This is a genomic window from Vreelandella sp. H-I2 (genome assembly GCF_052959335.1).
This window is the reverse complement of record NZ_JBRAMC010000002.1, coordinates 122,224-144,501: the sequence shown is the minus strand read 5'-3', so window position 1 is coordinate 144,501 and position 22,278 is coordinate 122,224. Positions and strand designations below refer to the sequence as shown.

Here is a 22,278-nt window from a genome sequence, read left to right as displayed (position 1 = left end):
TACTGCCGGGCACCCTAGCAGACGTTCAGAGAATTCACTGTCATGCATTATCAATCCGCTCTTGCTGAAGAAATCCGCGCCAGCGCTGCTCGCCTATTGGCCGAAGACGTCGGTGCGGGTGATATTACCGCGCAATTGATCCCTGAACACCAGTGGGCCACCGCCAACATTATTACCCGTGAAGCCGCTGTACTGTGCGGTGCGGCCTGGGTAGATGAAATATTTCGCCGCTTGGATAACCGAGTAAGCCTGAACTGGCTGGCCGCCGACGGCGATAAGCTTGAGGCTGGCCAGTGGTTTTTAACCCTGGAAGGCCCAGCCCGCACCCTACTGACCGGAGAACGCGCAGCCCTTAATGTGTTGCAAACACTCTCGGCTACAGCCACGGCGACACGCGCCTATGTTGATTTAATTGATGGTACCGGTGTACGTCTACTGGATACTCGTAAAACGTTACCCGGCATGCGCCTGGCGCAGAAATACGCGGTCACCTGTGGTGGCGGGCACAATCACCGCATTGGGCTATGGGACGCTTTTTTGATCAAAGAAAACCACATTGCAGCCTGCGGTGGCATTCAAGCGGCAGTGGCGCAAGCCCGCAAGCTGGCCAGCGACCTGCCCGTTGAAGTAGAGGTGGAAACCTTTGAAGAGTTAGATCAAGCGCTGGCAGCCGGTGCTGATATTGTCATGCTCGACAATTTTGCCATTGAAGATCTCCAGGTAGCTGTCGAAATCAACGGCGGCCGAGCCACCCTAGAAGCCTCAGGCAACGTTGATGCTGCCACCCTGCGCTCAATCGCCGACACGGGCGTTGACTGTATCTCCAGTGGCGCACTGACCAAAGACATCGCCTCCATCGACCTCTCAATGCGCATTACACGCAGCTATAGTGTTTGAGTTAGTGTTTGAGTTCCGCTTACGTTTCCACTGCGTTAAGTGCCTTGGAAAGCCGATAACGCTTGAGCGACTCCCCGCTGCGCTCAACCCACTGCTCGCCGTGGTTCTCCCAGCCACGGCGCAGTAAGCGCTCATGGAGCATCGAACTGGCTTCAATCTCCACCCGGCTCATGCCCTGCTCAAGCAGCAAGCGTTCGGCGTGTACCAGCAGCGTCGTGCCGATTCCACGACCGGCAAGCGAAGGCCACACATAGAGCGTTTCAATCCTGCCGACATCTAAATCCAATTCAAGAAACCCCACGCAGCGGCCATCGCAGGTGGCAATTAACGTGGTATACAGCGCTTGGCGCACCGCCCAGGCACTCCCTTCCCGGGGAAGCGCCTGGGCCCAGGCACGCCTCTCAGCCAGTGAGTAGTGAGTGGCTGCTCCTTGCATGACAGCGTGGTAAAATACTTCCGCCTGATCGGCAGCATCCCGTGCCAGCGCAGCACGATACACTACCCGCGTACTGGTTGGCGTTGGCGCTAGTTGCTCTTCGCTATTATTCATGCGTCACCCCTAAGCTGTTCGGCTATCATTTGATCACGCTTAAGCCATTGGCCTGCTTTATATTACTTTGGCCTTATATTTTTGGCCTTATATAACTGGGATCAACCCTACGCGGATTCACTTTAGCAAAAGGTAGTGTGATGGACGATGCCCCTAACAGCGAGCATTTTACGCTGACACCCATTGGACATGTGGTCAGCGACTATCCGGATAAGTTCGGCATTCCGCGCCAGCCGGGGTTAGCGCCGGCTGCCAATGCAAAGCTTGTGTTCACCGCCCCCTATAACGACCCTCTAGCGGTACGCGGTTTAGAAGAATTTAGCCACCTTTGGTTGAGCTTCATTTTTCATCAAAGCCCTGATCGCTGGTCACCGCTCGTCAGGCCGCCCCGCTTGGGTGGTAATATAAAGGTAGGTGTTTTTGCCAGTCGCAGCACCCATCGGCCTAATCGACTGGGGCTATCGCTGGTGAAGCTGATCGGCATCGACACCCAACAAGGCGTCGCCCTTCAGCTACAGGGTTGCGACTTAGTCAGCGGCACGCCGGTGGTAGATATTAAACCCTATTTGCCCTGGGCTGAATCTCAACCTAATGCACAGGCCGGCTTTGCGCCGCAGACACCGCCGCTGGTGGCAGTCACTTTTCACCCAACTGCTCTGGATACACTCACCCAGCGCAAAGACGGCGCTACCCTGCATGCGTTAATCGAGCAGGTCGTGAGCCAAGACCCCAGGCCTGCCTATAAGCAGAAAGATAGAGTCTCTGATCGGCTCTACGGCGTTCGGCTACGCGATGTAGACGTAAAGTTTTGCCCTCGCCAAAAAGGCGAAGCCACCACCTTAGAGGTGATGGCTATCGAACCTTACACTAAGTAATGAAATAACGAAGTCGACTTAAGCGGGAAAGGTAATACCCAAACGACGCCCGACTTCCTCGTACGCCTCAATCACACCGCCTAACCCCTGACGAAAGCGATCTTTATCCAGCTTTTCACGGGTGCTGGCATCCCATAGGCGACAACCATCCGGGGAGAACTCATCCCCCAGCACGACCTCGCCTTTAAAAACACCAAATTCGAGTTTGTAATCCACCAACAGCATATCGCTCTCAGCAAACAGTGCTTTGAGGATATGGTTAACCTTGAAGGTTAGTACCTTCATTTTGGCTAACTGCTCAGGTGTTGCCCAGCCGAAGGTCTCCGCCAACGACTCGTTAATCATCGGATCGCCCTTCTCGTCATTCTTCAAGAACAACTCGAAGGTAGGTGGCTTGAGTGCCATCCCCTCTTCTACGCCGAGCCGTTTTACCAGGCCACCGGCAGCGATGTTACGCACCACGCATTCCACCGGAATCATCTGCATCTTTTTGACCAGGCTCTCGGTGTTAGAGAGCTGCTTTTCAAAGTGGGTAGGTATGCCCGCTTCCTGTAACCGCTCCATAATGAAGGCGTTAAAGATGTTATTGACCATTCCCTTACGGGCTAGCGACTCTTTCTTTTTGCCATCAAAAGCGCTGGTGTCATCACGAAAATTCAGCACCAACAAATCCGGATCGTCGGTGGTATACACAGATTTCGCCTTACCGGCGTAGAGTTCTTGGCGCTTTTCCATGGGGGCTCCGTAACGGGGTCAAAGTTCAATAAATTAACGTAAATAGCCGGAGACACGCTCAAGCAGCTCACGCTGATCAGCGGCACTAAATGCCCGCTCGCTGGCGTTAATAGCCCGCAGAATCGTCTGGTCGCCGTTAGGCTGCAGGGCAAGACGGATTTCTTGGGACATCTTGCGCACGTCCGCGCTGAAGACAATTTGCAGTGGGTTACGGTTGCGCTCGGTTTCGGTCATATATTCGACCAGGAACTCGTGGTCACTAGGGTCGGCGGCAAGCAAGTCACGCTGACCTTCCTGCGCAAAATCCAGCTCAAGATAGTGATTTAACTCGGCCCAAACGCGATCAACCTGCTGCGGGATAACCACTTCCCACTCTTCACCCTGTTGGCGAATTTGCAGCGTTTGCTCATCAGTTAAACGCTGAGCGGTCCAGGAAGACGACACGCTGGCGGATGCGCTACGTGCACTTAGGTGGCTTTCCAGCGCTTCCAAGCAGTTGGTCATGGTTTGGCCACCGCTTTCACAGCGAACTTCGCTGCTGCCTGCGCGCAGTGCGCTTTGCAGGTGTATTTCCGCCTGGGGGGTGACGATAACGCCTTGAGAAGCGCTACTCTCCAGCACATTCAACTGACGGCTACGCACAAACTCTTCCAATTGGGGCCATACCGTACCGGTATCGGCGGCCACCACTAACCATGTTTGATCGCCGACTTCGCGGCGCTCAACGTACTCAGGCTCCAGACCACTACCCATCGCCAGGGATTGCGGCGGGCGAATCTCTGCCGCTTCGTCAAGCCGTGCCCCTTGGGTGGCGGCTTGAGGAACCGGCAGCGCATCGCGATAACGTTGGGTGTTGCGGGTCTCCGGCAGCACCAGAGGCGGCGCCGGGGCGGCCTCGGTATAGTCCAGGTTCCGGTCGTGGTAAAAACCATCCCGCGTGCAGCCTGCGAGGGTGACGGCCGTTACAAGTGCCAGCGGTATCCATTTAAGCGCACGTTTTTCAAGCACAGAGCTCATCAAGCCACCTTAAGTCAACAAATCAGGTACCCAGCTCAGCGATAAGCAAGCTGGGTAGCAAAGGGTATTGCGCCGGGTTACTCCTCTACGACGCCTGCCAGCTGTAGCGCTTCGCTAACGGTGGCGTGGTATTTTTCCGACAGCCAGGTCAGCGGTAAACGAATACCTGCGTCCGCGTAGCCCATGCGATGCAAAGCCCACTTTACGGGGATAGGATTCGACTCTATACCCAGATTGGTATGGAGCGGCATCAAACGCGTGTTAATCTGGTGCGCCTTGTCAGCATCACCGGCCACGGCTGCCGCGCATAAATCATGCATCGCCTGGGGAGCAACGTTTGCCGTCACAGAGATATCGCCATGGCCCCCCATCAACATAAAGTCACAGGCAGTGGCATCGTCACCGGAGTAGAGCATAAAACCACTGCCCTTGAGGCGAGTGATTAGATCTTCTGCACGCTCCAGGTTCCCTGTCGCGTCTTTTAAACCAATAATATTATTAACTTCGGCCAACCGTAAGACGGTCTCATTGTAGAGATCTGAGCAGGTGCGGCCCGGCACGTTATATAGGATTACCGGCAGCTTGCTGCCCTCGGCGACGGCCTTAAAGTGTTGATAAAGGCCCTCTTGGGTAGGCTTGTTGTAGTAAGGGCAAACTGACAGGCAATAATCAGCCCCAACTTCACCGGCATAGCGCGCTAATTCCACTGCCTCTGATGTGGCGTTGGCTCCCGTACCGGCAATAACGGGGATACGGCCATTTACCTCCTCTACCACGCTGCGAATCACATCAAAGTGTTCCGCAAACGACATAGTGGTTGGTTCGCCTGTCGTGCCCGCCGCAACGATGCCATCAGTGCCATTTTCAAGATGGAAGTTCACCAGACGACGTAGCGCCTCCCAGTCGATGTCGCCATTGACCTTCATAGGCGTCGCCAGGGCGACGATGCTGCCTGTGATCATCCGTTTATTCCTCACCAGCCAAATTGCGATATTAACTATCGATGTGTTTTGTTTGTCGAAACCGAGCGCGATATCTTGCATCAAGCGCCTTCATCGCACAGAGGGCAAATGGTACTCAGGCGATTCATGCCTGTACAGCGCAAAGCGATGTGAGTTTACCGGCAGTTTGATTTGCGCTTTGACAACGGCGTCTGGGTTACGTGTAATCGCGTACAAGGACCAATCTTACCATTCTCTATCAAAAAGGACGCATTATGCCTGTTGAAATCGGCCAACCCGTCGCTGATTTTTCCGCCACCGTCACCGGTGGTGCCACTGTGACGCTGTCGGAACTGCGCGGCAAACAAGTCGTGGTTTACTTTTACCCGAAAGCCAGTACGCCCGGCTGCACCACCGAGGGCGGTGATTTCCGTGACCGCAAACCCGCTTTCGATGCCGCCAATACGATTATTCTCGGCGTTTCACGCGATGGCCTGCGTGCTCAGGAGAACTTTAAGGCCAAGCAGGATTTCAATTTTGATCTCATCTCTGACAAAGACGAAAGTATTTGCACGCTCTTTGACGTTATCAAGCTCAAAAAAATGTATGGCAAAGAGCACCTTGGCGTCGAACGCAGCACCTTTCTGATCGATAAAGAGGGCAAGCTAGCCAATGAGTGGCGCGGTGTTAAGGTGCCTGGCCACGTTGACGAGGTTCTCGCCGCCGCGGAAACGCTTAACGCCTCCCGCTAGCGCTCCTCGCGGCTTCTTATACTAACGCCACTGCCCGCACTGGTCGCTAGCGCGATCAGTCGGCAAGTCTTATTCGTACTCCCGCGCCGGGGTTTGTACCCCTCGCTGCTCATCTCGCTTATGCATACCACGCGGCCAGGCGTAGATTAGCGCCTTCAGCAGCGTTGCCAATGGGATGGCAAAGAAAATACCCCAGAACCCCCAAATACCGCCAAAAAACAGCACCGCCACAATAATAGAAACGGGGTGAATGTTGTTGGTTTCAGAGAATAAAACCGGGGCTAATACGTTGCCATCCAGCGCCTGAATGACACCATATGCTACTAGTACATACACAAACTCTTCGCTAATACCGAAGTGAAAACCAGCGACCGCGGCTACCGGCAGCGTGGCTACCGCCGCGCCGATATACGGTACCAGCACTGAGAATCCCACTAACACGGCAAGCAGCGCCGTATAAGGCAAACCAAAGAACGCGAAGGTAAAGAACGTCACCGTACCCACAATGATGATTTCAATGAACTTGCCGCGAATATAGTTGGCAATTTGGTTATCCATCTCGCGCCAAATCCGCGAAAGTAGCGTTCGTTTTTGGGGTAGCAGCGAAAGCATAAAGCCAACCAATACGTCACGGTCCTTGAGCATAAAGAAGACTAAAATTGGCACCAACACCAGATAGATGATTAGCGACATAATGTTGCCCAGCGATGCCAGCGAGAGGGTTAAGGCGCGCTGTCCTAACTGGCTGATTTCGCGGCTAGCCACCCCTATCCAGTTCTGCATCTGATCCGGCGTTATAATGTTCGGATAACGCGCCTGTAGCTCGTCCAACCATCCCTGGCCACTGGCGAACATTCGCGGCGTCTCCTGCACTAGCCCCACTAGCTGATTCCAAATCAACGGCATCAAAATAAACGCCAGGGTTAGCAACACACTGATGAATGCCAAAAAAACCATGATCACCGCCAGCAGATGCGGCAAGCCTCTCCGGGTAAGCGCGCTCACCACGCCCTGGAGTAGAAATGCAATCACCAGCGCGGTAAAAAACGGCGCCAGCATACGCCCGAACCAGATAATCGCCGCAAAGCCCGCCACCAACACTACCAGCAAAATCAGCGCTTCTTCGTCCGAAAAATAGCGTTCAACCCAGCTTTTTAAAATCGTGCGCAACGTCATGAGCGCGCATCCCCTGCTTTGCGAATCCAGTACACATACACATCATCGCGCTGTTCACGGCCTTCTAGGGTGTGTGCGCTTTGGTCAGTAAACGACGCCATGTCGCGCCACGAGCCAGCATCAGTGGAACGCACTTCCAGTAACTGACCTGCCGCCAACCCCGCCAATGCCTGCTTAGCTTTAAGCAAGGGCAACGGGCAATGCAGCCCACAAGCGTCAAGCACCGTGTCAGGTTGAAAGCCCCCGGTTTGCTCAGACATACACCACTCCCTCAAAATGACCTGCATATTCATGGCATGGGTTTATAAACATTGCTTATGATACATAAACTGTCTTTTTAGCGATTGATTTTACTAGGTAGTCGATTTAACGGCACTTCCCTGTGTTTATCAATGTCACAGTTTTATCATTGTCATGCGTTGACCACTGCGCCTACACCATCACTGATTGAGGATGACATGCCGACCCTGCATTTTGCTTATCCAAGCTGGATATGTGCGTTCGCTTGTGCCTGTGGTAGCTTATTTTTTAGCCCACAAAGCGCCGCCATCGACAATGACGGCCTGCCAAGCTTAGGGGCGGCATCTACGTCCGTCAGTAATGAAGAGTACCGTTTGGGAAGAGCGTGGTTGCGCCAGTTTCGTGCCCAAGCCCCCCAGTGGCAAGACCCTATCGTGAATGACTATTTGCAAAGTCTTATTGCCCGGCTAGCCCCTCACAGCCAGATTAACGGCCTGCGTATTACCACTGTCATGGTCGATAACGGCTCTCTTAACGCCTTTGCCGTGCCAGGCGGAGTGGTGGGCATCAATTCAGGGTTATTTGCATTCGCCGAGGACGAAGGCGCCTTTGTTTCGGTGCTAGCCCATGAGCTGGGCCACCTTTCTCAACGACACTATGCCCGGGGCAGCGCCCGTGCGGCTCAGACCCAATTGCCCGCGATGGCGGCAATGCTTGCCGGCATGCTGATTGCCGCAAGTGGTGGAGGTGATGCTGGCATAGCCGCCGCAATGGGTTCTCAGGCAGCCTTGATTCAGGACCAGCTCAGCTACTCGCGGCTGTTTGAACAAGAAGCCGACAACATAGGCCTTCAGGCAATGGCGGACGCAGGCTATGACCCCGACGCAATGGTGCGCATGTTCGCAGCGATGCAACGCATGGCCCGCCTGCAGGGCGATACGCCGCCGGAGTTCCTGCTCACTCACCCGGTCACCGACAACCGTTTAAGTGCCGCTCAGGATCGCGCTGCCCAATTGAATGTCGCTGATGCTTACACCAGCAATACTCTCTACGACATGATGCGTGCCCGCGCACTGCTGAGTATTTATACCAATACACCTCAGCAGGCAGCCTCGCGCCTAGCCCAGGAAGATGCCGAGCAAGCCGCTCAGGATTACTTAGCGGCACTGATCGCTGCCCGCAATAGCCAGATCGACAGCGCTCTGGCGCAACTGGATAGGCTTGCTGCCGCGCACCCTGACTTTGCTATGCTGCCCGCCTCTGCGGCAAGCGTCGCACTCGAAGCCGGTCAATACGATGTGGCCATTCAGCGCAGCCAGCGATTGCTTCGCTTGATGCCCCAGTACCTCCCTGCACAATTGATATTGGCCGAAGCCCAGCTACAGCGCGATCCGCAAGCTGCTTATCAGTCGCTAAACGACATTACCGCTCAACACCCGGACAATCCGCAGGGCTTTAACCTGTTAGCAGAGGCAGCCGGACGTAGTGGACATGATAGCTGGGGCCATTTAGCGCGTGCCGAGTATCTTCAATTGACCGGCCGCGTAGACCGCGGCATCCGCCAGCTTTCTATTGCCAGGGATGCCGCTGAGCGAGTAAACGACCAGCAGGCATTGGCGCGCATAGAACGGCGCCGAGAAGACTTTATTGATTATCGCGAGGCGCTGGAAGATTTTAATTGAGCTCAACCTTTTAATTAAACTCAACCATGGTGACGAGCTGATACCGCCTCCCAGCACCGATAATTCAACGAACCAGTACATGGGAGGCGGTTACTGCGTAAGAAAGGCTTTCAGCCCGCCCCTTATCCTTACTAGATATTGAAGTTAAGCATCCGCTCAAGGGGTTTTAAGGCCTTTAGACGCAACGGCTCATCCACTTGAATTTCACCACTGCCTTCACGTAACGCACCCGCCAGATTATCCAGCGCGTTCATGGCCATCCAGGGGCAGTGGGCACAGCTGCGGCAGGTGGCACCATTACCCGCCGTTGGCGCTTCAAACAGGCTTTTATGGGGTACCGCCTGCTGCATTTTGAAGAAAATGCCTCGGTCAGTCGCCACAATCAGCTTATCATTGGGCAGCTCTTTAGCCGCCTTGATCAACTGTGAAGTAGAGCCAGCCACATCGGCAAGCCTGACGACCGGCTCGGGCGACTCGGGGTGAACCAACACAGCCGCATCAGGATAGATGCGTTTAAGATCTTCAACGCCTTTGGCTTTGAACTCTTCATGGACGATACAAGCGCCATCCCACATCAGCATATCAGCGCCCGTTTTCTTTTGGATATAGCCGCCTAAATGCTTATCGGGCGCCCATAGGATTTTTTCACCGTTAGCCTGGAGATGCTCAATCACGTCGACCGCAATTGAGGATGTCACCACCCAATCCGCCCGCGCTTTAACAGCCGCGGAGGTATTGGCGTAAACCACTACGGTGCGATCAGGATGCGCATCGCAGAAAGCACTGAATTCATCAGCAGGACAACCAATGTCCAGCGAGCAGGTCGCTTCCAGGGTGGGCATCAGCACGCGCTTTTCAGGCGACAATATCTTGGCGGTTTCACCCATGAAGCGAACCCCGGCGACCACTAATGTGGTGGCGTCGTGGCGGGCACCAAAGCGCGCCATCTCCAGCGAATCGGCGACACAACCACCTGTTTCTTCTGCTAGCTGCTGGATCGCATCATCGGTGTAATAGTGCGCTACTAGAACGGCATTATGGGCTTTCAATAGCCGCTTGATCTCGCCAACTCGTGCTTGGTCTTGCTCAGGAATGCGGGTCGGGCAATACGCAACGGGCAACGGAGCGCTAAGCTCTGCTTGAGTAGTCATAATAGTCATCGTGTCTACCACTGTGACGAACAGGGAATCCCCCTGTTAAACACTGGGTCACGGCATAGGTGCTTATTGCTTTACCCCTATGTCGCTCGCTTGCGCGATAGGCGGCTGCGTCTCTCGCGGCGGCCAATCGTCAGGAAATCTATTCTAGACCATTGTGGTGGGAAATAGCTGCCTACTGCAAACAGATTGTTACACTAGCGTTGTTACCCTGAGGCGCCATTCACCGGCATAGCAAAACGCCCCTGGCAGCAAGCTGCCAAGGGCGTTAAATCTGGTGGGTCGTGCAGGATTCGAACCTGCGACCAATTGATTAAAAGTCAACTGCTCTACCAACTGAGCTAACGACCCAAATTTGCCTTGCTATTCACATCACTGTTTCGATGTTTCAGATGTTCAGTACCCGTTTCAATCCTACGGCTGCTCGAAAAAGTTATTTAAACAGCTATCAAAAACCATGACCAAAACAACGTTTGATATGGTGGGTCGTGCAGGATTCGAACCTGCGACCAATTGATTAAAAGTCAACTGCTCTACCAACTGAGCTAACGACCCGCCTGAACGGATGCATATCCTACGCTTACACCCCTTTGATAGCAAGTATTTTTTAGCGCCGAATAATAAAAACGAACGTTAAACGCGCATAGCATTAGCATGCTTAGCGGGCTCTGCTTTTCGGTTTACGCATTGCTTGAACCGGCTTGCGCTTGTGCTTATCACGACTCCAGCGGTTCTTTTCATCCGGCGTTAACGCGGGCACCTTACGCGTTTCTAAGTTAGCCAGCGTGGCTAAGTCATCCACCTCATCCTGGGTAAGCTCGACCCATTCGCCTGCTTTAGCGCGCTTATCGAGAAAGATGTTGCCATAGCGTACACGTTTTAGGCGACTGACCGTGAGCCCTTGGGATTCCCAAAGGCGACGCACTTCGCGGTTGCGGCCTTCCAGTATCACCACATGGAACCAAGTATTGATACCCTCGCCCCCGAACTCCTGAACGTCGGTAAAGCGCGCAGGGCCATCTTCCAGCATGACGCCATCCACCATCGCCAGGATGTGCTCACGCGTCACTTCTCCCATTACACGTACTGCATACTCACGTTCCACCTGGGTGGAGGGGTGCATCAAGCGGTTAGCTAACTCGCCATCAGTGGTAAATAGCAGCAAACCACTGGTATTGATATCCAGGCGGCCAATCGCAATCCAGCGCTCACCTTTAAGACGCGGCAAGCGTTCAAATACCGTGCGTCGACCTTCTGGGTCTTTGCGCGTGCACAGCTCACCTTCCGGCTTGTTGTACATAATCACCCGGCGCGGCACTTCTTCTTCCGGACGCAGCGACACTGGTCGGTCGTCAAAACTGACCTTATCCCGTGCTTCCACACGATCGCCTAGCTTGGCTACTTGGCTATTTACCTTAACGCGGCCATCGGAAATCGCCGTTTCCATTTCACGCCGTGAGCCAAGACCTGCACGGGCCAGGACCTTTTGCAGCTTTTCGCTGGTAGGGGGTGTGGTGTTATTACTCTGATTCATGGTCGTCTGACCTCATATCGGTAGTCTGCGTGCGTTCGCGCTCATCTTCATTAGCGCGTTGTGCACGTGCCGCGAGCCGTGCCTGCAAATCGGCAAAACTCAGCGGCTGGGTTAACGCCGTCTCGGCGTGCGTATCGACTATTTCAGCCGACGTAATCTCTTCTTTCTGGGGTGGCGCATCCTGCACCGTTTTGATCGTTTCGTCTAGTGCTTCATTCTCAGCATCTGGGCCACTTCCCGCATAGAGTCCCGCATCATCTGTCATCATCCCCGGCTCTTCGGGTAGTTGGTTCTCGTCCCAGCTTACCAGCGTGTGCATGGGTGGCAGTGCATCAAGTGTTTTTAGCCCAAAATCGTCTAAAAAGCTGCGTGTGGTGGCGTATACCGCTGGGCGCCCCGGCACATCCCGGTGACCAACGACCCGAATCCAACCGCGCTCCATCAGCGTACGCATAATAGAGCTACTCACGCTGACCCCGCGCACCTCCTCAATATCCCCACGGGTGACCGGCTGGCGGTAAGCGATTAATGCCAGGGTTTCCAATAAGGCCCGGGAGTAGCGCTGAGGACGTTCGTCCCATAGCCGCGACACCCACTGCGAAAGGCGGGGACGAATGCGCAACTGATAGCCTGAGACTGTCTCCAAAAGCTCCAGAGCGCCCCCCGAATGGCGTAGCTGTAAACGTTCAAGGACATCGCGAAACTCTTTGCGTGTAGGGCATTCACCCTCAACAAAAAGCGTTTCTAGACGTTCCAGGGGTAACGGCTCGCCAGCGGCCAGAAGCGCCGCTTCAATAATGTCGTCTAACACGGTGGCGACGTTACTCATGGTGTCTCCTCACCGGGTTCAAAGGCGGATTCGCCATAGGCATCGTCTTCTATCTGGTTATCCTCAAAAGCGCCCTCCTCATCGTCAGCAAGGGCGGCACGCCTCGCCCGTACATGAATCGGCGACAGCGGTGCATTCTGCACAATTTCAATCATGGCTTCTTTGGCCAATTCTAAAATCGCCATAAAGGTCACTACGACACCTGCCCGCCCCTCCTCAAGAGTGAATAGCGATTCAAACGAGGTATAGCGGTGATGAGCATCATCGTGACTGAGTTGCTCCATGATTTTCAGCATGCGCTCGCGGGTAGATAGCACTTCACGGCTAATCTGGTGGGCCTGAACTAGCTCGGCGCGCTTAAGGATATCGGACAACGCGCTGAGCAACTCATCCAACTCTACCTCAGGGTGAATCACTCGGGACTCCAGCGGAGGTAACCCTGCCTGCACGCTAAACCAATCGCGTCCCATGCGTGGTAACGTATCCAGCGTCTCTGCTGCTTCTTTAAGGCGCTCATACTCCTGGAGGCGGCGGATAAGTTCAGCACGGGGATCCTCCTCCTCGTCGCCCTCTGCCTTCGGGGGACGCGGCAGCAACGTACGGGATTTAATTTCCGCCAACATGGCGGCCATTAACAGGTACTCACCGGCTAACTCAATCTCCATGGCCTTCATCAGTTCCACATACTCAATGTACTGATGGGTGATGGTCGCTACGTTGATGGTCAAAATATCGAGATTCTGGCGGCGGATCAGGTAGAGCAGCAAATCCAACGGGCCTTCAAAGGTCTCCAGAAAGACACGCATCGCCTCGGGCGGAATATACAAATCCTCCGGCATTTCCGTAATCTGCTCATTGAACAGACGCCCAAATGAAACCGCCACTGGCTCAGCGGTCACAGCTTCAGCGCTTTCAAGATCAGCAGTATCGCTTGACGTCTCGCTCACGCGGGTCTTACCTCCTAGGGCGCTGCTTGGATACTACCCACTTAAGCAAAGCGGGTAGTCTATCAAGTGCTTCCACAAAGTGTCAGTATCGTTACTCTGCTTCGGCGTTGCACCCAGCCGGTGCTCAGAAGTCCAGGCTCAAGGCCAACCCTAGCCCCTGCTGGCTATCATCGCCTGCCTTTCGATAGTTGTAGTCGGCGCGTATCGTCAGCCCTTCGGAGAGCTGATGACTAAAGCCAAAGGTAGTCGACCAATGGTCGCCGGGAAGAGTATGGCCACGCAGGCGATAGTTCAGATCCGGCAGGCTGTTAAGGTGCATACCCAGTTCACGGGTTTCGTCCTCATACTCGTGCTGGTAGCCGACCTCGGCGTATAGCTGGGAGGTTGGAGCCAATTGCAGACCGCCGCGCAGGCCAGCGCCAAGGCGCTTGGAGGTGGCTGTCTGGTCGGCGTAAGTCAGCGCAGTGGAACGCAGGCCATCCTCGCGGTAGCCGTCCACCTGAATTCTGGCGTAATCGGCACTAAGGAAGGGACTCAATTGCCAAAGGGCAGCGTTGAACAACTGATAGCCGAAACGACCAGAGGCGGCCCAGAGGTCACCGTCCGTATCGCCCGTTTCCGCGCGCGTATCAGTGTTAAGCGCGAAGCGGCGTTTCAGATCACTATAGTCAAGGCGACCGCCGGAAAGGTTGGCGTCGGCCCACCAGTTATGGTGGCGGTACTGGGCGAAAGCGCCGAGCAACTGGCTTTCCAGACGGTAGTCCGAATCCAAGGCGCCAACCTCCAGCTTCTGTCGCGCCATGCCGAGGCTCAAGCCCAGGCGCCAGTCGTCTTGCAGCCGGTAGCTAGCAGCCAGATTGAGGCTATGACCACGGCCATCCACGCTGGCGGCACTTCGTTGGCCATCCATGGCCATTCCGGTCGCCCCGCCGCCAACGCTGACGCGCCACTCTCCAGACGCCTGCCAGATGTCTTCGTCAGCCTGCCACTGGTTACGCAGCCAGTCTTGATGGGCACGCAAGCTGGCCTGGCCGATTCCTGGCAGCAGCGAGACTTCCCAGGGCGCGGCGAGCAGCGAGTAAGCGTAGTCGGCGACCAACTGCTGGCCGGTGGTAGTGGGATGGCCAAAGTCATCGAACAGCAGTTTGCTAGCATCCGGGCTGCTGCCGTTCAAACCGTAGACGAGGTTTTCCAGGCAATCGCCAGCGCTGCTGTCATAGCAGGTGCCGGTGAGATCTTGGCCCTCCGCCAAGCCATAACGGGCGGGAGAGGTAACCACTTCATCGAACAGCAGGGGAACGTTTAGGCCGATGACGTTGCTGTCCAGATCGGCTAGTCGGTCAACCAGGGTCTGGTTGAACAGATCGCTGAGCGCGGACAAACCGGCGCTGGTGGCAGCATCGCCGGCCATCGCCGAGCCGGGCGTGCGCCCCAGGTCGGGCAGCAGCCAGACCATCAGGTAACGGGCACCTGCCTAATCCAGAGCGGCGGCACTATCGGCCAGGGTGTTGGCAGAGGCGGTACTGAAGTCCGCGTCGATGGCGCTAGGGTCGATGGCCGACTGCTGGAAGAAATCGTTGGCGCCACCGTTGAGATAGAACAGCGCATTTGGATCGACCTGCAACTCCTGATCCGCCAACCAGGGCAGGTAGCCGTCGCGCTCGCGCAGTACCACCCCGTTGCTGGTGACACTTGAGGTGTCAGTAATCGAGTCGAGTATCTGCGTGGTGGTATAGCCGCCGGTAGCCCAGTTATTGCCATCGGCCAGGCCGAGCGCGGCATTGACCACCGAGGTGGAGGCGGCCAGTTGCCCAGCGTCGATGTCCAACTGCTGGCCTAGGCGGGTCGAGGAGTTGAGTGCATAGGGCTGGCCAACAGCGTTGCGGTTGGTGAAGCGCAGGCTTTCTCCAGGCAGCTGTGTGTCGGGGAACTGGCCGGCGTCGCTAAGGCTGTCACCGAACACCACCATGCTGCTGTAGGGCGCGGGGGAGGCCAGAGTGCAGGGAGCGACGGACAGGAGCAGGGGCGAGGCCAGCAGGGTTAGCCAGGTTTTTGGAGTCGTCATGAGCTACCTCCGTTTAAGGGGCTGAGTAAAAGCAGCGAATTGGCGCTGGCCGTAGCAGAGTGCCATGCATAAATGCAGTGTTATCGACATCATCGGTACTCTTACTTGTTAATCAGCGATTAGCTCGGCGTTATTGGGTAAGCGGATACCTCCGTCCTCAACCTTGATCGACACCCTGTCATCGTCGCCATCATTCGGTGAGGTAAAGCGTGCATCAGGCGCACCATCACCAGTCTGCTGCAGCAGACCAATCGCTACGCTAGCTACTGCGCTACCTTCCTGCCTTGCAGGCTGTGGTTCTGGTTCTGGTCCTGGTTCTGGTTCTGGTTCTGGTTCTGGTTCTGGTTCTGGTTCTGGTTCTGGTTCTGGTTCTGGCTGTGGTTCTGGCTGTGGTTCTGGCTGTGGTTCCGGCTGTGGTTCAGGCTCGGGCTCAGGTAAAGCTGCGATCACCAACTCACCCGGCTCGAAGATAATGGCGTAGTTGGGATTTGTGTTGTCATTCACAGTGCCCTGCTCGATGGTGTAATGACCTACCTCCTCGCCCGGCTGCCGTTCCAGTCCGCCAGCAAGCGACTCACCCGCCACGAGACCACACTCTCCCCTTAGCGCCCCACAGCCTGCCTGCCAGCTCAATAGCGGGTCAGCATCGCCTTCGCTCTTGTGCTGGCCATCTGCCGTCACGGTGACCGGTCGACGCTCAATGGTCAGTGTGCCGTCAATAAAGGTCAGGGTGTAGTTGCCGTCGCTACCGCTGGCGCGATGGATGTAGCTACCGGCATTGACGCCGTTGCCGCCGCTGGTGGTGACGTCGGTAAGGATACTTTCTGTTTCACCGTTGACCAGTCCCGTGGCGGTGAAGCCAGCAATGCCCTGCTGTTGGCCGTTATAAGTCGCTTGGCCACTGTTGGCGGTGACGGTCGCGGCGGCTTTGTCGATAGTCAGGCTGGTGTCGGCATAGCGGATGTCGTAACCCTGCTGGCCGGAATACAGCCCGCCTAGCCTCAGGCTGCCATCGGCGGTGCTGTAGGTGCCAGCGTTCTGGCTGTTGGTCGCATAGCTCAAGTCACCCAGCAGCAGACTGCTGTTCACATTGGTATCATTTGTATGGCTGGCGACCCCGCTGGCGACGCTCCCGTCATAGGACTTTCCTGCCACCTGCGTGGCGGTGACCGTGAGGTCGCGGAGTAGGCCGCGCAGCAGCGGTGTCGTTTGACCTTCGTAGATGCGCCAGAGAGTACCGGTGCCGCCTTCGGTATCCAGATCGAAGCCCGCGAAGCTATCGGCGCGTTGCAGTTGCGCTCCGGTCAGTCCTGTGGCACCCATTCCTGCGCCGGAAGCCATAGCTGACAGGCCGGTTTGGTCAGTGTTCCAGTAGACATGGCTTAGGGAGCCGTTGCCATCGCCGATCACTGCACCGAGCTCGTAACGGCCATTGACGGCGGCGGATGCATAGGCATTGCTTAAACTGCCGAAGTGCCGCCCGACCAGGCCACCGTTGATGTTGGCACTGGCGTCAACAAGACCAGTGAAGTAGGCATCGCTGATGCTGCCCCAGCCAGCGTTTTGACCAACCAAGCCGCCGTTGTTATCGCGCCCCTTCACCGTGCCGCTGGCGTACACCTGGGTCAGGATTCCCTCGTTGTAACCGACCACACCGCCGTTATTGTCGTCGTTACCGCCGTCCACCACGCCATTGAAGCCAGCCAGGATTATGCTGCCCTGGTTCTCGCCGACCAGCCCACCGGTGCGGCCGCCCGTACCGTTAACACTGCCCTCGACCTGAGCGTTGAGGATTTCACCTTGATTCAGACCAGCCAGGCCGCCGACATAGCTGCCGCCTGCCACGTTGGCACCCTGCAGAGAAAGGTTGCGGATCGTACTGGTGCTGGCGGTGTAGCCAAACAATCCGATGTAGCTGTCTGTTCGCTTTATGTTCAGGTCACTGATGCTGTGACCCAAGCTATCGAAGGTGCCGACAAAGACGGAAGAGTACGATCCCAGCGGTTTCCAGCCCAAGCCACCGTTGGCGCTGGCACTGGCCTGAGAGGCGTAGCCGAGGGTATCGCTATTCAGATCGTTGGCAATCGCAAAAGAATGCCCGCCGGTGAGCACGTTGCTATCACCGGCATAGTTGATGTTCTGCAACTGCAGCCAGTCGGTGATGGTCCAGGGTGATGCCTCTGTGCCATAACCACCCTCGAACAGGGTACCGTTGCCAATGCGGTCTTCTTGACGCGTAACCCCTGTCAGGTAAGGCAGACCTCCCAACCCGTACCCTTCGGAGCGTGCATCGTAGAAGGACCAGACATGGTCATCCCAGCCAACAAAGGTTGCTGGATTCATCAGTTCGCTCCAGGTCTTGCCGGCGCTGATACTGTCCTGGAAGCTTTCGGAATATTTGTGGCCCACCACTTCCAGGCCGGTATTGATGGGGTTGCCATCGGCATCGGTGGTGGCGAAGTAACTGTCTCTGAGTTCCGCGGCATCGGTGAGCTGTGCCCCCACCAAGCCGCCTAGCGAGTTATGGAGAGATGTCTCGCCTGAACCTGTGTTGGTAACGTTTCCGGTCGCATAAGTATGGCTGACAGTGCCCAGGTTGAGCCCAATCAGCCCGCCAAATGTATTATAGAGAACGGAGCGCGAGCCGGTGTTGGAGATATTGCCAAGTGCATAGGCGTTACGAATAGAGCCGTTACTGGATCCGACCAGCCCGCCTATGTATTGGTTGGGTGCGTTGCTGCTGGTGGCAAGATCCCCCGTTGCATAGGAGGCGCTGATCTGCCCGCTATTACTGCCAGCCAGCCCACCAAGGGCAAAGGCCGAAGTGTTGCTCGCACCCTCTGCAACGATGATGGGGAGGGTGCTGTAAGCCCCTGTGATGGTGCCGTCATTCACGCCTACCAGCCCGCCGATATAACGATCCACAGCGCCACTGCCGATGCCGGTAATGCTGCCTCCCGCCAGTCCCATATCCCGAATCAGACTTGCGCTGCCGGTGATGCTGAACAAGCCGACCCGGTCGTTGGGCGAGACGATCGTCAAATCGTTGATGGTATGACCCAGGCCGGCAAAGGTGCCATTGAAAGCTCCGTCGATCACCGCCCGGTCGTAAGTGCTGCCGCCGGCGTCCAGGTCCTGTGCCAGGGCGTAATGGCCGGAGAGGTCGGTGCTGTCTATCGCATCGAGTTCCGCCATACCGTGGATCAGGGTGTAATCGTCACCATTGACGCTCAGGCTGGCATGGTTGCCGCTGAGGGACACCGGCGCCTTGACGTGGTAGTCACTGCCGCTGGCGACCGTGCCGTTGTTCTGGGTGTAGCCGCCATGGTTCAGCTTGAGCCCGGCGCTGTCGCCGCTGGCGGTGATGGCGGCATTGAGGTTGATATCGCCGTGGGCATCGAGGGTCAGCGTGGTATCTGCGCTCCAGCTGATGGCAGCATTGACGTTGATGTCGCCACTTTCGCTGCCGCTCGCCACGGTCTGAAGCGTGACGCTGGTGTTCTGCAGGTTGGTGCTGAGGGTGGTGGCGCCGATGCCACTGGCGGTCTGGCTGGCATTGCCGGCGCTGACGCTGAAGTCGGTGGGGTCGATCAGCCAAGTGCCGGTTTGGCCGCTGTACTCAGGCCCACTTGCCGCCCGGGTAGTGACCATCACCTCATCGGCGATGGTGACCTTGGCGGCGCTGGTCTCGATAAAACCGCCATCGCCTCCTTCAGGTGCCGAGGCATCCAGGCTGCCCGCAACACGCACCTCACCCCGCTCCATATCACCCATTAACCTAATGGCGCCATTCTCACCGCTGACCAAGGTACGCGCTTCGCTAATGCCGGTATGGTTGATCACACTAGAGGTAAGCTCTCCGGCGGCGCTAGCAGTGAGATAAATCCGCCCTCCATCGGCGCGAATTGCCCCCCCCTGTTCAATCAGGGTAGCCAGTTTGGCCTCTTCAACCTCAATCTGTACCGGGCCGCCAAGGTCTAACCTCACTCGACTACCCGCGCCCATCAGCGTGCTACCTTGGGGAGTGGTAATATTGCCGCTATTGATAATCTCAGCGGCGATCATCGCCACCGCGCCGCCTACTGAGGTGGTGATGTTGCCTTGGTTGATGACCGCATTAGCACTGTCACCCGCGAAATGGTAGTTACCGGCGATGAAATCTTCAGTGGTAATATCCAGCGTCGAGGCCACCAGGGCCCCCACATCTACCCGTGCCGTGGAGGTGAAGTGGATACCGTTGGGGTTGACCAGAAACACCCGGCCATTAGCACTGAGAGCGCCACGAATGGTAGAAACTTGGTCACCGGTGACTCGGTTCAGCGCGGCGGCATCACTGCTTGGCTGGTTAAAGCGAACGGTATTGCCCTCACCAATGGAGAAACGTTCCCAATCGATGGCGAGGCTGTCGCTGCGTTGATCAATAGTCAGGGTGCTGCCATCGCCATAAAGTACCCCTTCGCCAGCTATAATTTGCCCGCCCGAAGGTAGTTCCGACGCTTGTAGCGGTAGCGTAAGCAGCAGACTGCCCATCGGTATTACTGTGCTGCAGGCGGTTAATCGCGCTGAGCGTGTTTTACCGGCACGTGCAGCATGCTCCCCAACGGCTTGCCAAACACACTTAGCCACGTTCCATACGCTGCGATAAATATGATTCATTCCCCACTTCTCCTTTCCCCAGGCTGCTGGGGGTTACTAATCGAACGCGTCCGCATCCCAGCAGCTAAGCTTGCTTTTCTATGTGGTTATTGCTGTTATTAGAAGCGGTGGCTCATATTTGCCCAGATGCGTGGCTCGCGCTGATGATCATCGGATTGGGCATCACCGCCATCAGTCTGCCAAGCGCTGGCGAGGTTAAAGCTGAACCCACCCTGCTGGTAACGAATGCCTATGCCACCGCCGGCCACTTCACGCGCATCGCTCTCATCAATGCCACCATTAAGCGTGCGTCCAGCATCAAAAAAGATGTAGGGCGCCAAGCTATTGTCAACGCGGTAGCGTAATTCAAACTGTGTTAACCAACCTCGGGCATCGCTACCCTCGCCCACGGGATAGGCACGTACACCATTGGGGCCGCCAAGGTAGAAGCTCTCTGAACCATCGAGGTGCGCTCGGTCGGCCCACTGGCCGTTAAATCGGGCAAAGAACTGTAAACTCGCGCCAAGCGACTGTAGACGGGAAACGTCGAGTTCAAGTTTAGTGAACTGGTAGCGGGTGTCCTCAGCACCGCTGCGAGACAAGTCGATCTCGCCAGGCGTCAGGGTAACGCCTCCCCAGGTAATGCCACCCAGCCCATCACGGCGATCAAACAACAGCCCCATAGGCACGCTGTGACTCTCAGTGGCAGCGCGGTAGTCAATGAAGTCGACGTTGTCATCAAGATCCCTATAACGGTACCCTCCGCTGAGAGCCAGGTTGTGGCGCTGACGGCGCAGCAGCGGGTAGCTTAGACCGGCGAAGTAGCTATCGGCGGTACCGGTATAGCCCTCGAAGCCCCTGCCCAGCGTATAGTCGGTGTGCACATAACCAAACTCGCCACGCAAGCCACGATAACCAATAGGTAGGGTGTAACGTAGCTCTCCGAACCACGTTTTTTCATCGGGATAGAGCGTGCTTATCTCGCTGGCATAGAGTGCGACTACGGAGAGTTCATCGCCCAGCCTGAGCAGGCGATTGGCGCTGAGCCCCACCCGCACCCGCTGCTCACCAGAGTAGCGGCCACCGTGGTTGTCAGCCCCCACAAAACCGTTAACCCGTTCAGTGGCCTGTACTTGAACATCCAACTCACCCGTACCCACCTCCTGGCCAGGTCGCATCACCGGCGTAACCGCTATGCCCGGTTGATCACCTAGCACCAGCAGTTGACGTTCAAGTGGCGCAGATTCGATCACCGCGCCCGTTTGAAGTGCCGTCAGCCAAGGTTGAGCTTGAGCAGCCAACAGCTCTGGGCCTGTGGTATGCACCCGTCCGTAACGCCCTTCCACCACTTCAAGCGTGAGCGCTCCATTGCCCAGATCTTGGGCGGGCAACAGGGCGCGGGCAAAGGGGTAGCCATTGTCACGGTAGAAGCGACTAATACGGTTGGCGAGGGCTTGCAGACCCGCCATATCCTGGGGCTGGTGGATGGTCTCACCAAGCACCGCCGTTAGCTCAGCCTCAGTAAACAGCGTGTTACCGCGAAAGTGGATACTCTGCAGTGTCACCTGTTGCCCACCCGCCCCCATCTTTTTGAGCGGCTGACCATCTAGGTCTAGGGTCACAGACGGAGGCAATGGTGTGAGCCTTTCTTGCTGATTCTGCTGCAAAATTTGTCCAGCATCAGGGGCTGTTTGGGCTAACGCTACGGAGCCACTGAGTAGCAGCACCAAGGCAACACTTAGACGCAGCCTTTGGCGTATTCGTTGTCGCTGTCTTTGGAATAGTCTTTGGCAAGGTGTCAAGCAAAAAATCATTGTTATCAACATCATTGGTTCCCTTACTTGTTATCAGTTATTAGCCCCAGCTTTATCCAGTAGGCTGATACCGCCGCCTCAGCCCCGATCAATGCACTGCCATCATCCAACGGAGTAAAACGCACATCAGGTTCCCCATCACCGCTCTGCCGTTGCAGCACACCAATCGCTAGGCTAGCCATGACACTGACATTTGGTCCGACAGCCAAAGGACGTTGCCAGCAACGAAGTTGTAAAGAGTCGTCGCATGCCCAAGGCGCTTCCTTTACGGCTTTTACGCTCCTTGCTTTGTTCGGCAACCACCACTAAGCAGTGCCTGCAGCGTGACCATAGGAGTCGGTGGCATCGATTCACGGCCGACTCCCAATGAAGCTACTAGCCCCTGTTCATACAGAAATACTTTTATCCCCACCATCCACCCTCCCCAACCAG

At 56.2% G+C, this 22,278-nt stretch carries 20 protein-coding genes and 2 tRNA genes; 4 read left to right on the top strand and 18 right to left on the bottom strand.

Annotated features, from left to right (window positions below; translation table 11 throughout):
- Nucleotides 1-42 precede the first annotated feature (42 nt).
- Complete coding sequence (gene nadC, locus ACUVOF_RS05255) at nt 43-897, top strand: carboxylating nicotinate-nucleotide diphosphorylase (protein ID WP_447043348.1); 855 nt, start codon at nt 43-45, stop codon at nt 895-897.
- Nucleotides 898-916: 19 nt separating this feature from the next.
- Here nadC and ACUVOF_RS05250 read toward each other — a convergent pair whose 3' ends face one another.
- Nucleotides 917-1,447, bottom strand: a complete 531-nt coding sequence (locus ACUVOF_RS05250) for a GNAT family N-acetyltransferase (protein WP_447043347.1) — start codon at nt 1,445-1,447, stop codon at nt 917-919.
- Nucleotides 1,448-1,587: 140 nt separating this feature from the next.
- Between ACUVOF_RS05250 and tsaA the strand changes: the two genes are divergently transcribed.
- Nucleotides 1,588-2,322: a tRNA (N6-threonylcarbamoyladenosine(37)-N6)-methyltransferase TrmO gene (tsaA, locus tag ACUVOF_RS05245; protein ID WP_447043346.1), complete on the top strand. Its 735-nt coding sequence runs from the start codon at nt 1,588-1,590 to the stop codon at nt 2,320-2,322.
- An 18-nt stretch (nt 2,323-2,340) separates the two neighbouring features.
- Here tsaA and purC read toward each other — a convergent pair whose 3' ends face one another.
- From purC to dapA, 3 genes are all read right to left on the bottom strand, one after another.
- Entirely contained in the window at nt 2,341-3,057 is a 717-nt protein-coding gene (gene purC, locus ACUVOF_RS05240) for a phosphoribosylaminoimidazolesuccinocarboxamide synthase (RefSeq protein WP_447043345.1), read from the bottom strand.
- Nucleotides 3,058-3,090: 33 nt separating this feature from the next.
- On the bottom strand, nt 3,091-4,074 hold the full coding sequence (gene bamC, locus ACUVOF_RS05235) for an outer membrane protein assembly factor BamC (RefSeq protein WP_447043344.1): 984 nt from the start codon (nt 4,072-4,074) through the stop codon (nt 3,091-3,093).
- Nucleotides 4,075-4,151: 77 nt separating this feature from the next.
- Nucleotides 4,152-5,036 (bottom strand): 4-hydroxy-tetrahydrodipicolinate synthase, encoded by an 885-nt coding sequence (gene dapA, locus ACUVOF_RS05230; protein ID WP_113269234.1) that lies wholly within the window; start codon nt 5,034-5,036, stop codon nt 4,152-4,154.
- Between the two features lie 254 nt (nt 5,037-5,290).
- Here dapA and ACUVOF_RS05225 point away from each other — a divergent pair, with 254 nt between their 5' ends.
- Nucleotides 5,291-5,767, top strand: a complete 477-nt coding sequence (locus tag ACUVOF_RS05225; protein ID WP_447043343.1) for a peroxiredoxin — start codon at nt 5,291-5,293, stop codon at nt 5,765-5,767.
- 69 nt (nt 5,768-5,836) lie between these two features.
- On the opposite strand, the gene ACUVOF_RS05220 is transcribed toward ACUVOF_RS05225, so the two are convergent.
- On the bottom strand, nt 5,837-6,943 hold the full coding sequence (locus ACUVOF_RS05220; protein WP_447043342.1) for an AI-2E family transporter: 1,107 nt from the start codon (nt 6,941-6,943) through the stop codon (nt 5,837-5,839).
- Entirely contained in the window at nt 6,940-7,203 is a 264-nt protein-coding gene (locus tag ACUVOF_RS05215; RefSeq protein ID WP_447043341.1) for a sulfurtransferase TusA family protein, read from the bottom strand. The genes ACUVOF_RS05220 and ACUVOF_RS05215 overlap by 4 nt, the downstream gene beginning before the upstream one ends.
- A gap of 198 nt (nt 7,204-7,401) precedes the next feature.
- On the opposite strand from ACUVOF_RS05215, the gene ACUVOF_RS05210 reads away from it, so the two are divergent.
- Nucleotides 7,402-8,865 (top strand): M48 family metalloprotease, encoded by a 1,464-nt coding sequence (locus ACUVOF_RS05210; RefSeq protein ID WP_447043785.1) that lies wholly within the window; start codon nt 7,402-7,404, stop codon nt 8,863-8,865.
- A 131-nt stretch (nt 8,866-8,996) separates the two neighbouring features.
- Here the strand turns inward: ACUVOF_RS05210 and nadA are convergent, their stop codons facing one another.
- From nadA to ACUVOF_RS05150, 12 genes are all read right to left on the bottom strand, one after another.
- The gene (gene nadA / locus ACUVOF_RS05205; RefSeq protein WP_447043340.1) at nt 8,997-10,025 is read right to left on the bottom strand and encodes a quinolinate synthase NadA; all 1,029 of its coding nucleotides are present in this window, start codon (nt 10,023-10,025) and stop codon (nt 8,997-8,999) included.
- A gap of 272 nt (nt 10,026-10,297) precedes the next feature.
- Nucleotides 10,298-10,373 (bottom strand) — tRNA-Lys (locus tag ACUVOF_RS05200).
- 128 nt (nt 10,374-10,501) lie between these two features.
- Nucleotides 10,502-10,577: transfer RNA gene (locus tag ACUVOF_RS05195), tRNA-Lys, on the bottom strand.
- 103 nt (nt 10,578-10,680) lie between these two features.
- Nucleotides 10,681-11,556: a 23S rRNA pseudouridine(2605) synthase RluB gene (gene rluB, locus ACUVOF_RS05190; RefSeq protein ID WP_113269233.1), complete on the bottom strand. Its 876-nt coding sequence runs from the start codon at nt 11,554-11,556 to the stop codon at nt 10,681-10,683.
- Complete coding sequence (gene scpB / locus ACUVOF_RS05185; RefSeq protein ID WP_447043339.1) at nt 11,543-12,385, bottom strand: SMC-Scp complex subunit ScpB; 843 nt, start codon at nt 12,383-12,385, stop codon at nt 11,543-11,545. Before scpB ends, rluB begins: the two co-directional genes overlap by 14 nt.
- Nucleotides 12,382-13,332 (bottom strand): segregation and condensation protein A, encoded by a 951-nt coding sequence (locus ACUVOF_RS05180; protein WP_447043338.1) that lies wholly within the window; start codon nt 13,330-13,332, stop codon nt 12,382-12,384. Before ACUVOF_RS05180 ends, scpB begins: the two co-directional genes overlap by 4 nt.
- 124 nt (nt 13,333-13,456) lie before the next feature.
- Nucleotides 13,457-14,788 (bottom strand): autotransporter domain-containing protein, encoded by a 1,332-nt coding sequence (locus tag ACUVOF_RS05175; RefSeq protein ID WP_447043337.1) that lies wholly within the window; start codon nt 14,786-14,788, stop codon nt 13,457-13,459.
- Between the two features lie 18 nt (nt 14,789-14,806).
- Nucleotides 14,807-15,397, bottom strand: a complete 591-nt coding sequence (locus tag ACUVOF_RS05170) for an SGNH/GDSL hydrolase family protein (protein WP_447043336.1) — start codon at nt 15,395-15,397, stop codon at nt 14,807-14,809.
- 108 nt (nt 15,398-15,505) lie between these two features.
- Entirely contained in the window at nt 15,506-20,053 is a 4,548-nt protein-coding gene (locus ACUVOF_RS05165; RefSeq protein ID WP_447043335.1) for a two-partner secretion domain-containing protein, read from the bottom strand.
- A gap of 98 nt (nt 20,054-20,151) precedes the next feature.
- A complete protein-coding gene (locus ACUVOF_RS05160) occupies nt 20,152-21,666 on the bottom strand; it encodes a ShlB/FhaC/HecB family hemolysin secretion/activation protein (protein ID WP_447043334.1) in 1,515 nt (504 codons plus the stop codon).
- A 203-nt stretch (nt 21,667-21,869) separates the two neighbouring features.
- Nucleotides 21,870-22,028 (bottom strand): hypothetical protein, encoded by a 159-nt coding sequence (locus tag ACUVOF_RS05155; RefSeq protein ID WP_447043333.1) that lies wholly within the window; start codon nt 22,026-22,028, stop codon nt 21,870-21,872.
- On the bottom strand, nt 22,021-22,200 hold the full coding sequence (locus tag ACUVOF_RS05150) for an ESPR-type extended signal peptide-containing protein (protein ID WP_447043332.1): 180 nt from the start codon (nt 22,198-22,200) through the stop codon (nt 22,021-22,023). Before ACUVOF_RS05150 ends, ACUVOF_RS05155 begins: the two co-directional genes overlap by 8 nt.
- Nucleotides 22,201-22,278 lie beyond the last annotated feature (78 nt).

What these genes read in the sequence shown, in the direction of transcription:
- tsaA (WP_447043346.1), top strand. Translation starts at nt 1,588, where the DNA reads ATGGACGATGCCCCTAACAGCGAGCATTTTACGCTGACACCCATTGGA.
- rluB (WP_113269233.1), bottom strand. Translation starts at nt 11,556, where the DNA reads ATGAATCAGAGTAATAACACCACACCCCCTACCAGCGAAAAGCTGCAA.
- bamC (WP_447043344.1), bottom strand. Translation starts at nt 4,074, where the DNA reads ATGAGCTCTGTGCTTGAAAAACGTGCGCTTAAATGGATACCGCTGGCA.
- ACUVOF_RS05155 (WP_447043333.1), bottom strand. Translation starts at nt 22,028, where the DNA reads ATGGCTAGCCTAGCGATTGGTGTGCTGCAACGGCAGAGCGGTGATGGG.
- nadA (WP_447043340.1), bottom strand. Translation starts at nt 10,025, where the DNA reads ATGACTATTATGACTACTCAAGCAGAGCTTAGCGCTCCGTTGCCCGTT.
- ACUVOF_RS05215 (WP_447043341.1), bottom strand. Translation starts at nt 7,203, where the DNA reads ATGTCTGAGCAAACCGGGGGCTTTCAACCTGACACGGTGCTTGACGCT.
- ACUVOF_RS05170 (WP_447043336.1), bottom strand. Translation starts at nt 15,397, where the DNA reads ATGACGACTCCAAAAACCTGGCTAACCCTGCTGGCCTCGCCCCTGCTC.
- ACUVOF_RS05165 (WP_447043335.1), bottom strand. Translation starts at nt 20,053, where the DNA reads ATGAATCATATTTATCGCAGCGTATGGAACGTGGCTAAGTGTGTTTGG.
- purC (WP_447043345.1), bottom strand. Translation starts at nt 3,057, where the DNA reads ATGGAAAAGCGCCAAGAACTCTACGCCGGTAAGGCGAAATCTGTGTAT.
- ACUVOF_RS05210 (WP_447043785.1), top strand. Translation starts at nt 7,402, where the DNA reads ATGCCGACCCTGCATTTTGCTTATCCAAGCTGGATATGTGCGTTCGCT.
- ACUVOF_RS05250 (WP_447043347.1), bottom strand. Translation starts at nt 1,447, where the DNA reads ATGAATAATAGCGAAGAGCAACTAGCGCCAACGCCAACCAGTACGCGG.
- dapA (WP_113269234.1), bottom strand. Translation starts at nt 5,036, where the DNA reads ATGATCACAGGCAGCATCGTCGCCCTGGCGACGCCTATGAAGGTCAAT.
- ACUVOF_RS05220 (WP_447043342.1), bottom strand. Translation starts at nt 6,943, where the DNA reads ATGACGTTGCGCACGATTTTAAAAAGCTGGGTTGAACGCTATTTTTCG.
- nadC (WP_447043348.1), top strand. Translation starts at nt 43, where the DNA reads ATGCATTATCAATCCGCTCTTGCTGAAGAAATCCGCGCCAGCGCTGCT.
- scpB (WP_447043339.1), bottom strand. Translation starts at nt 12,385, where the DNA reads ATGAGTAACGTCGCCACCGTGTTAGACGACATTATTGAAGCGGCGCTT.
- ACUVOF_RS05175 (WP_447043337.1), bottom strand. Translation starts at nt 14,788, where the DNA reads ATGGTCTGGCTGCTGCCCGACCTGGGGCGCACGCCCGGCTCGGCGATG.
- ACUVOF_RS05225 (WP_447043343.1), top strand. Translation starts at nt 5,291, where the DNA reads ATGCCTGTTGAAATCGGCCAACCCGTCGCTGATTTTTCCGCCACCGTC.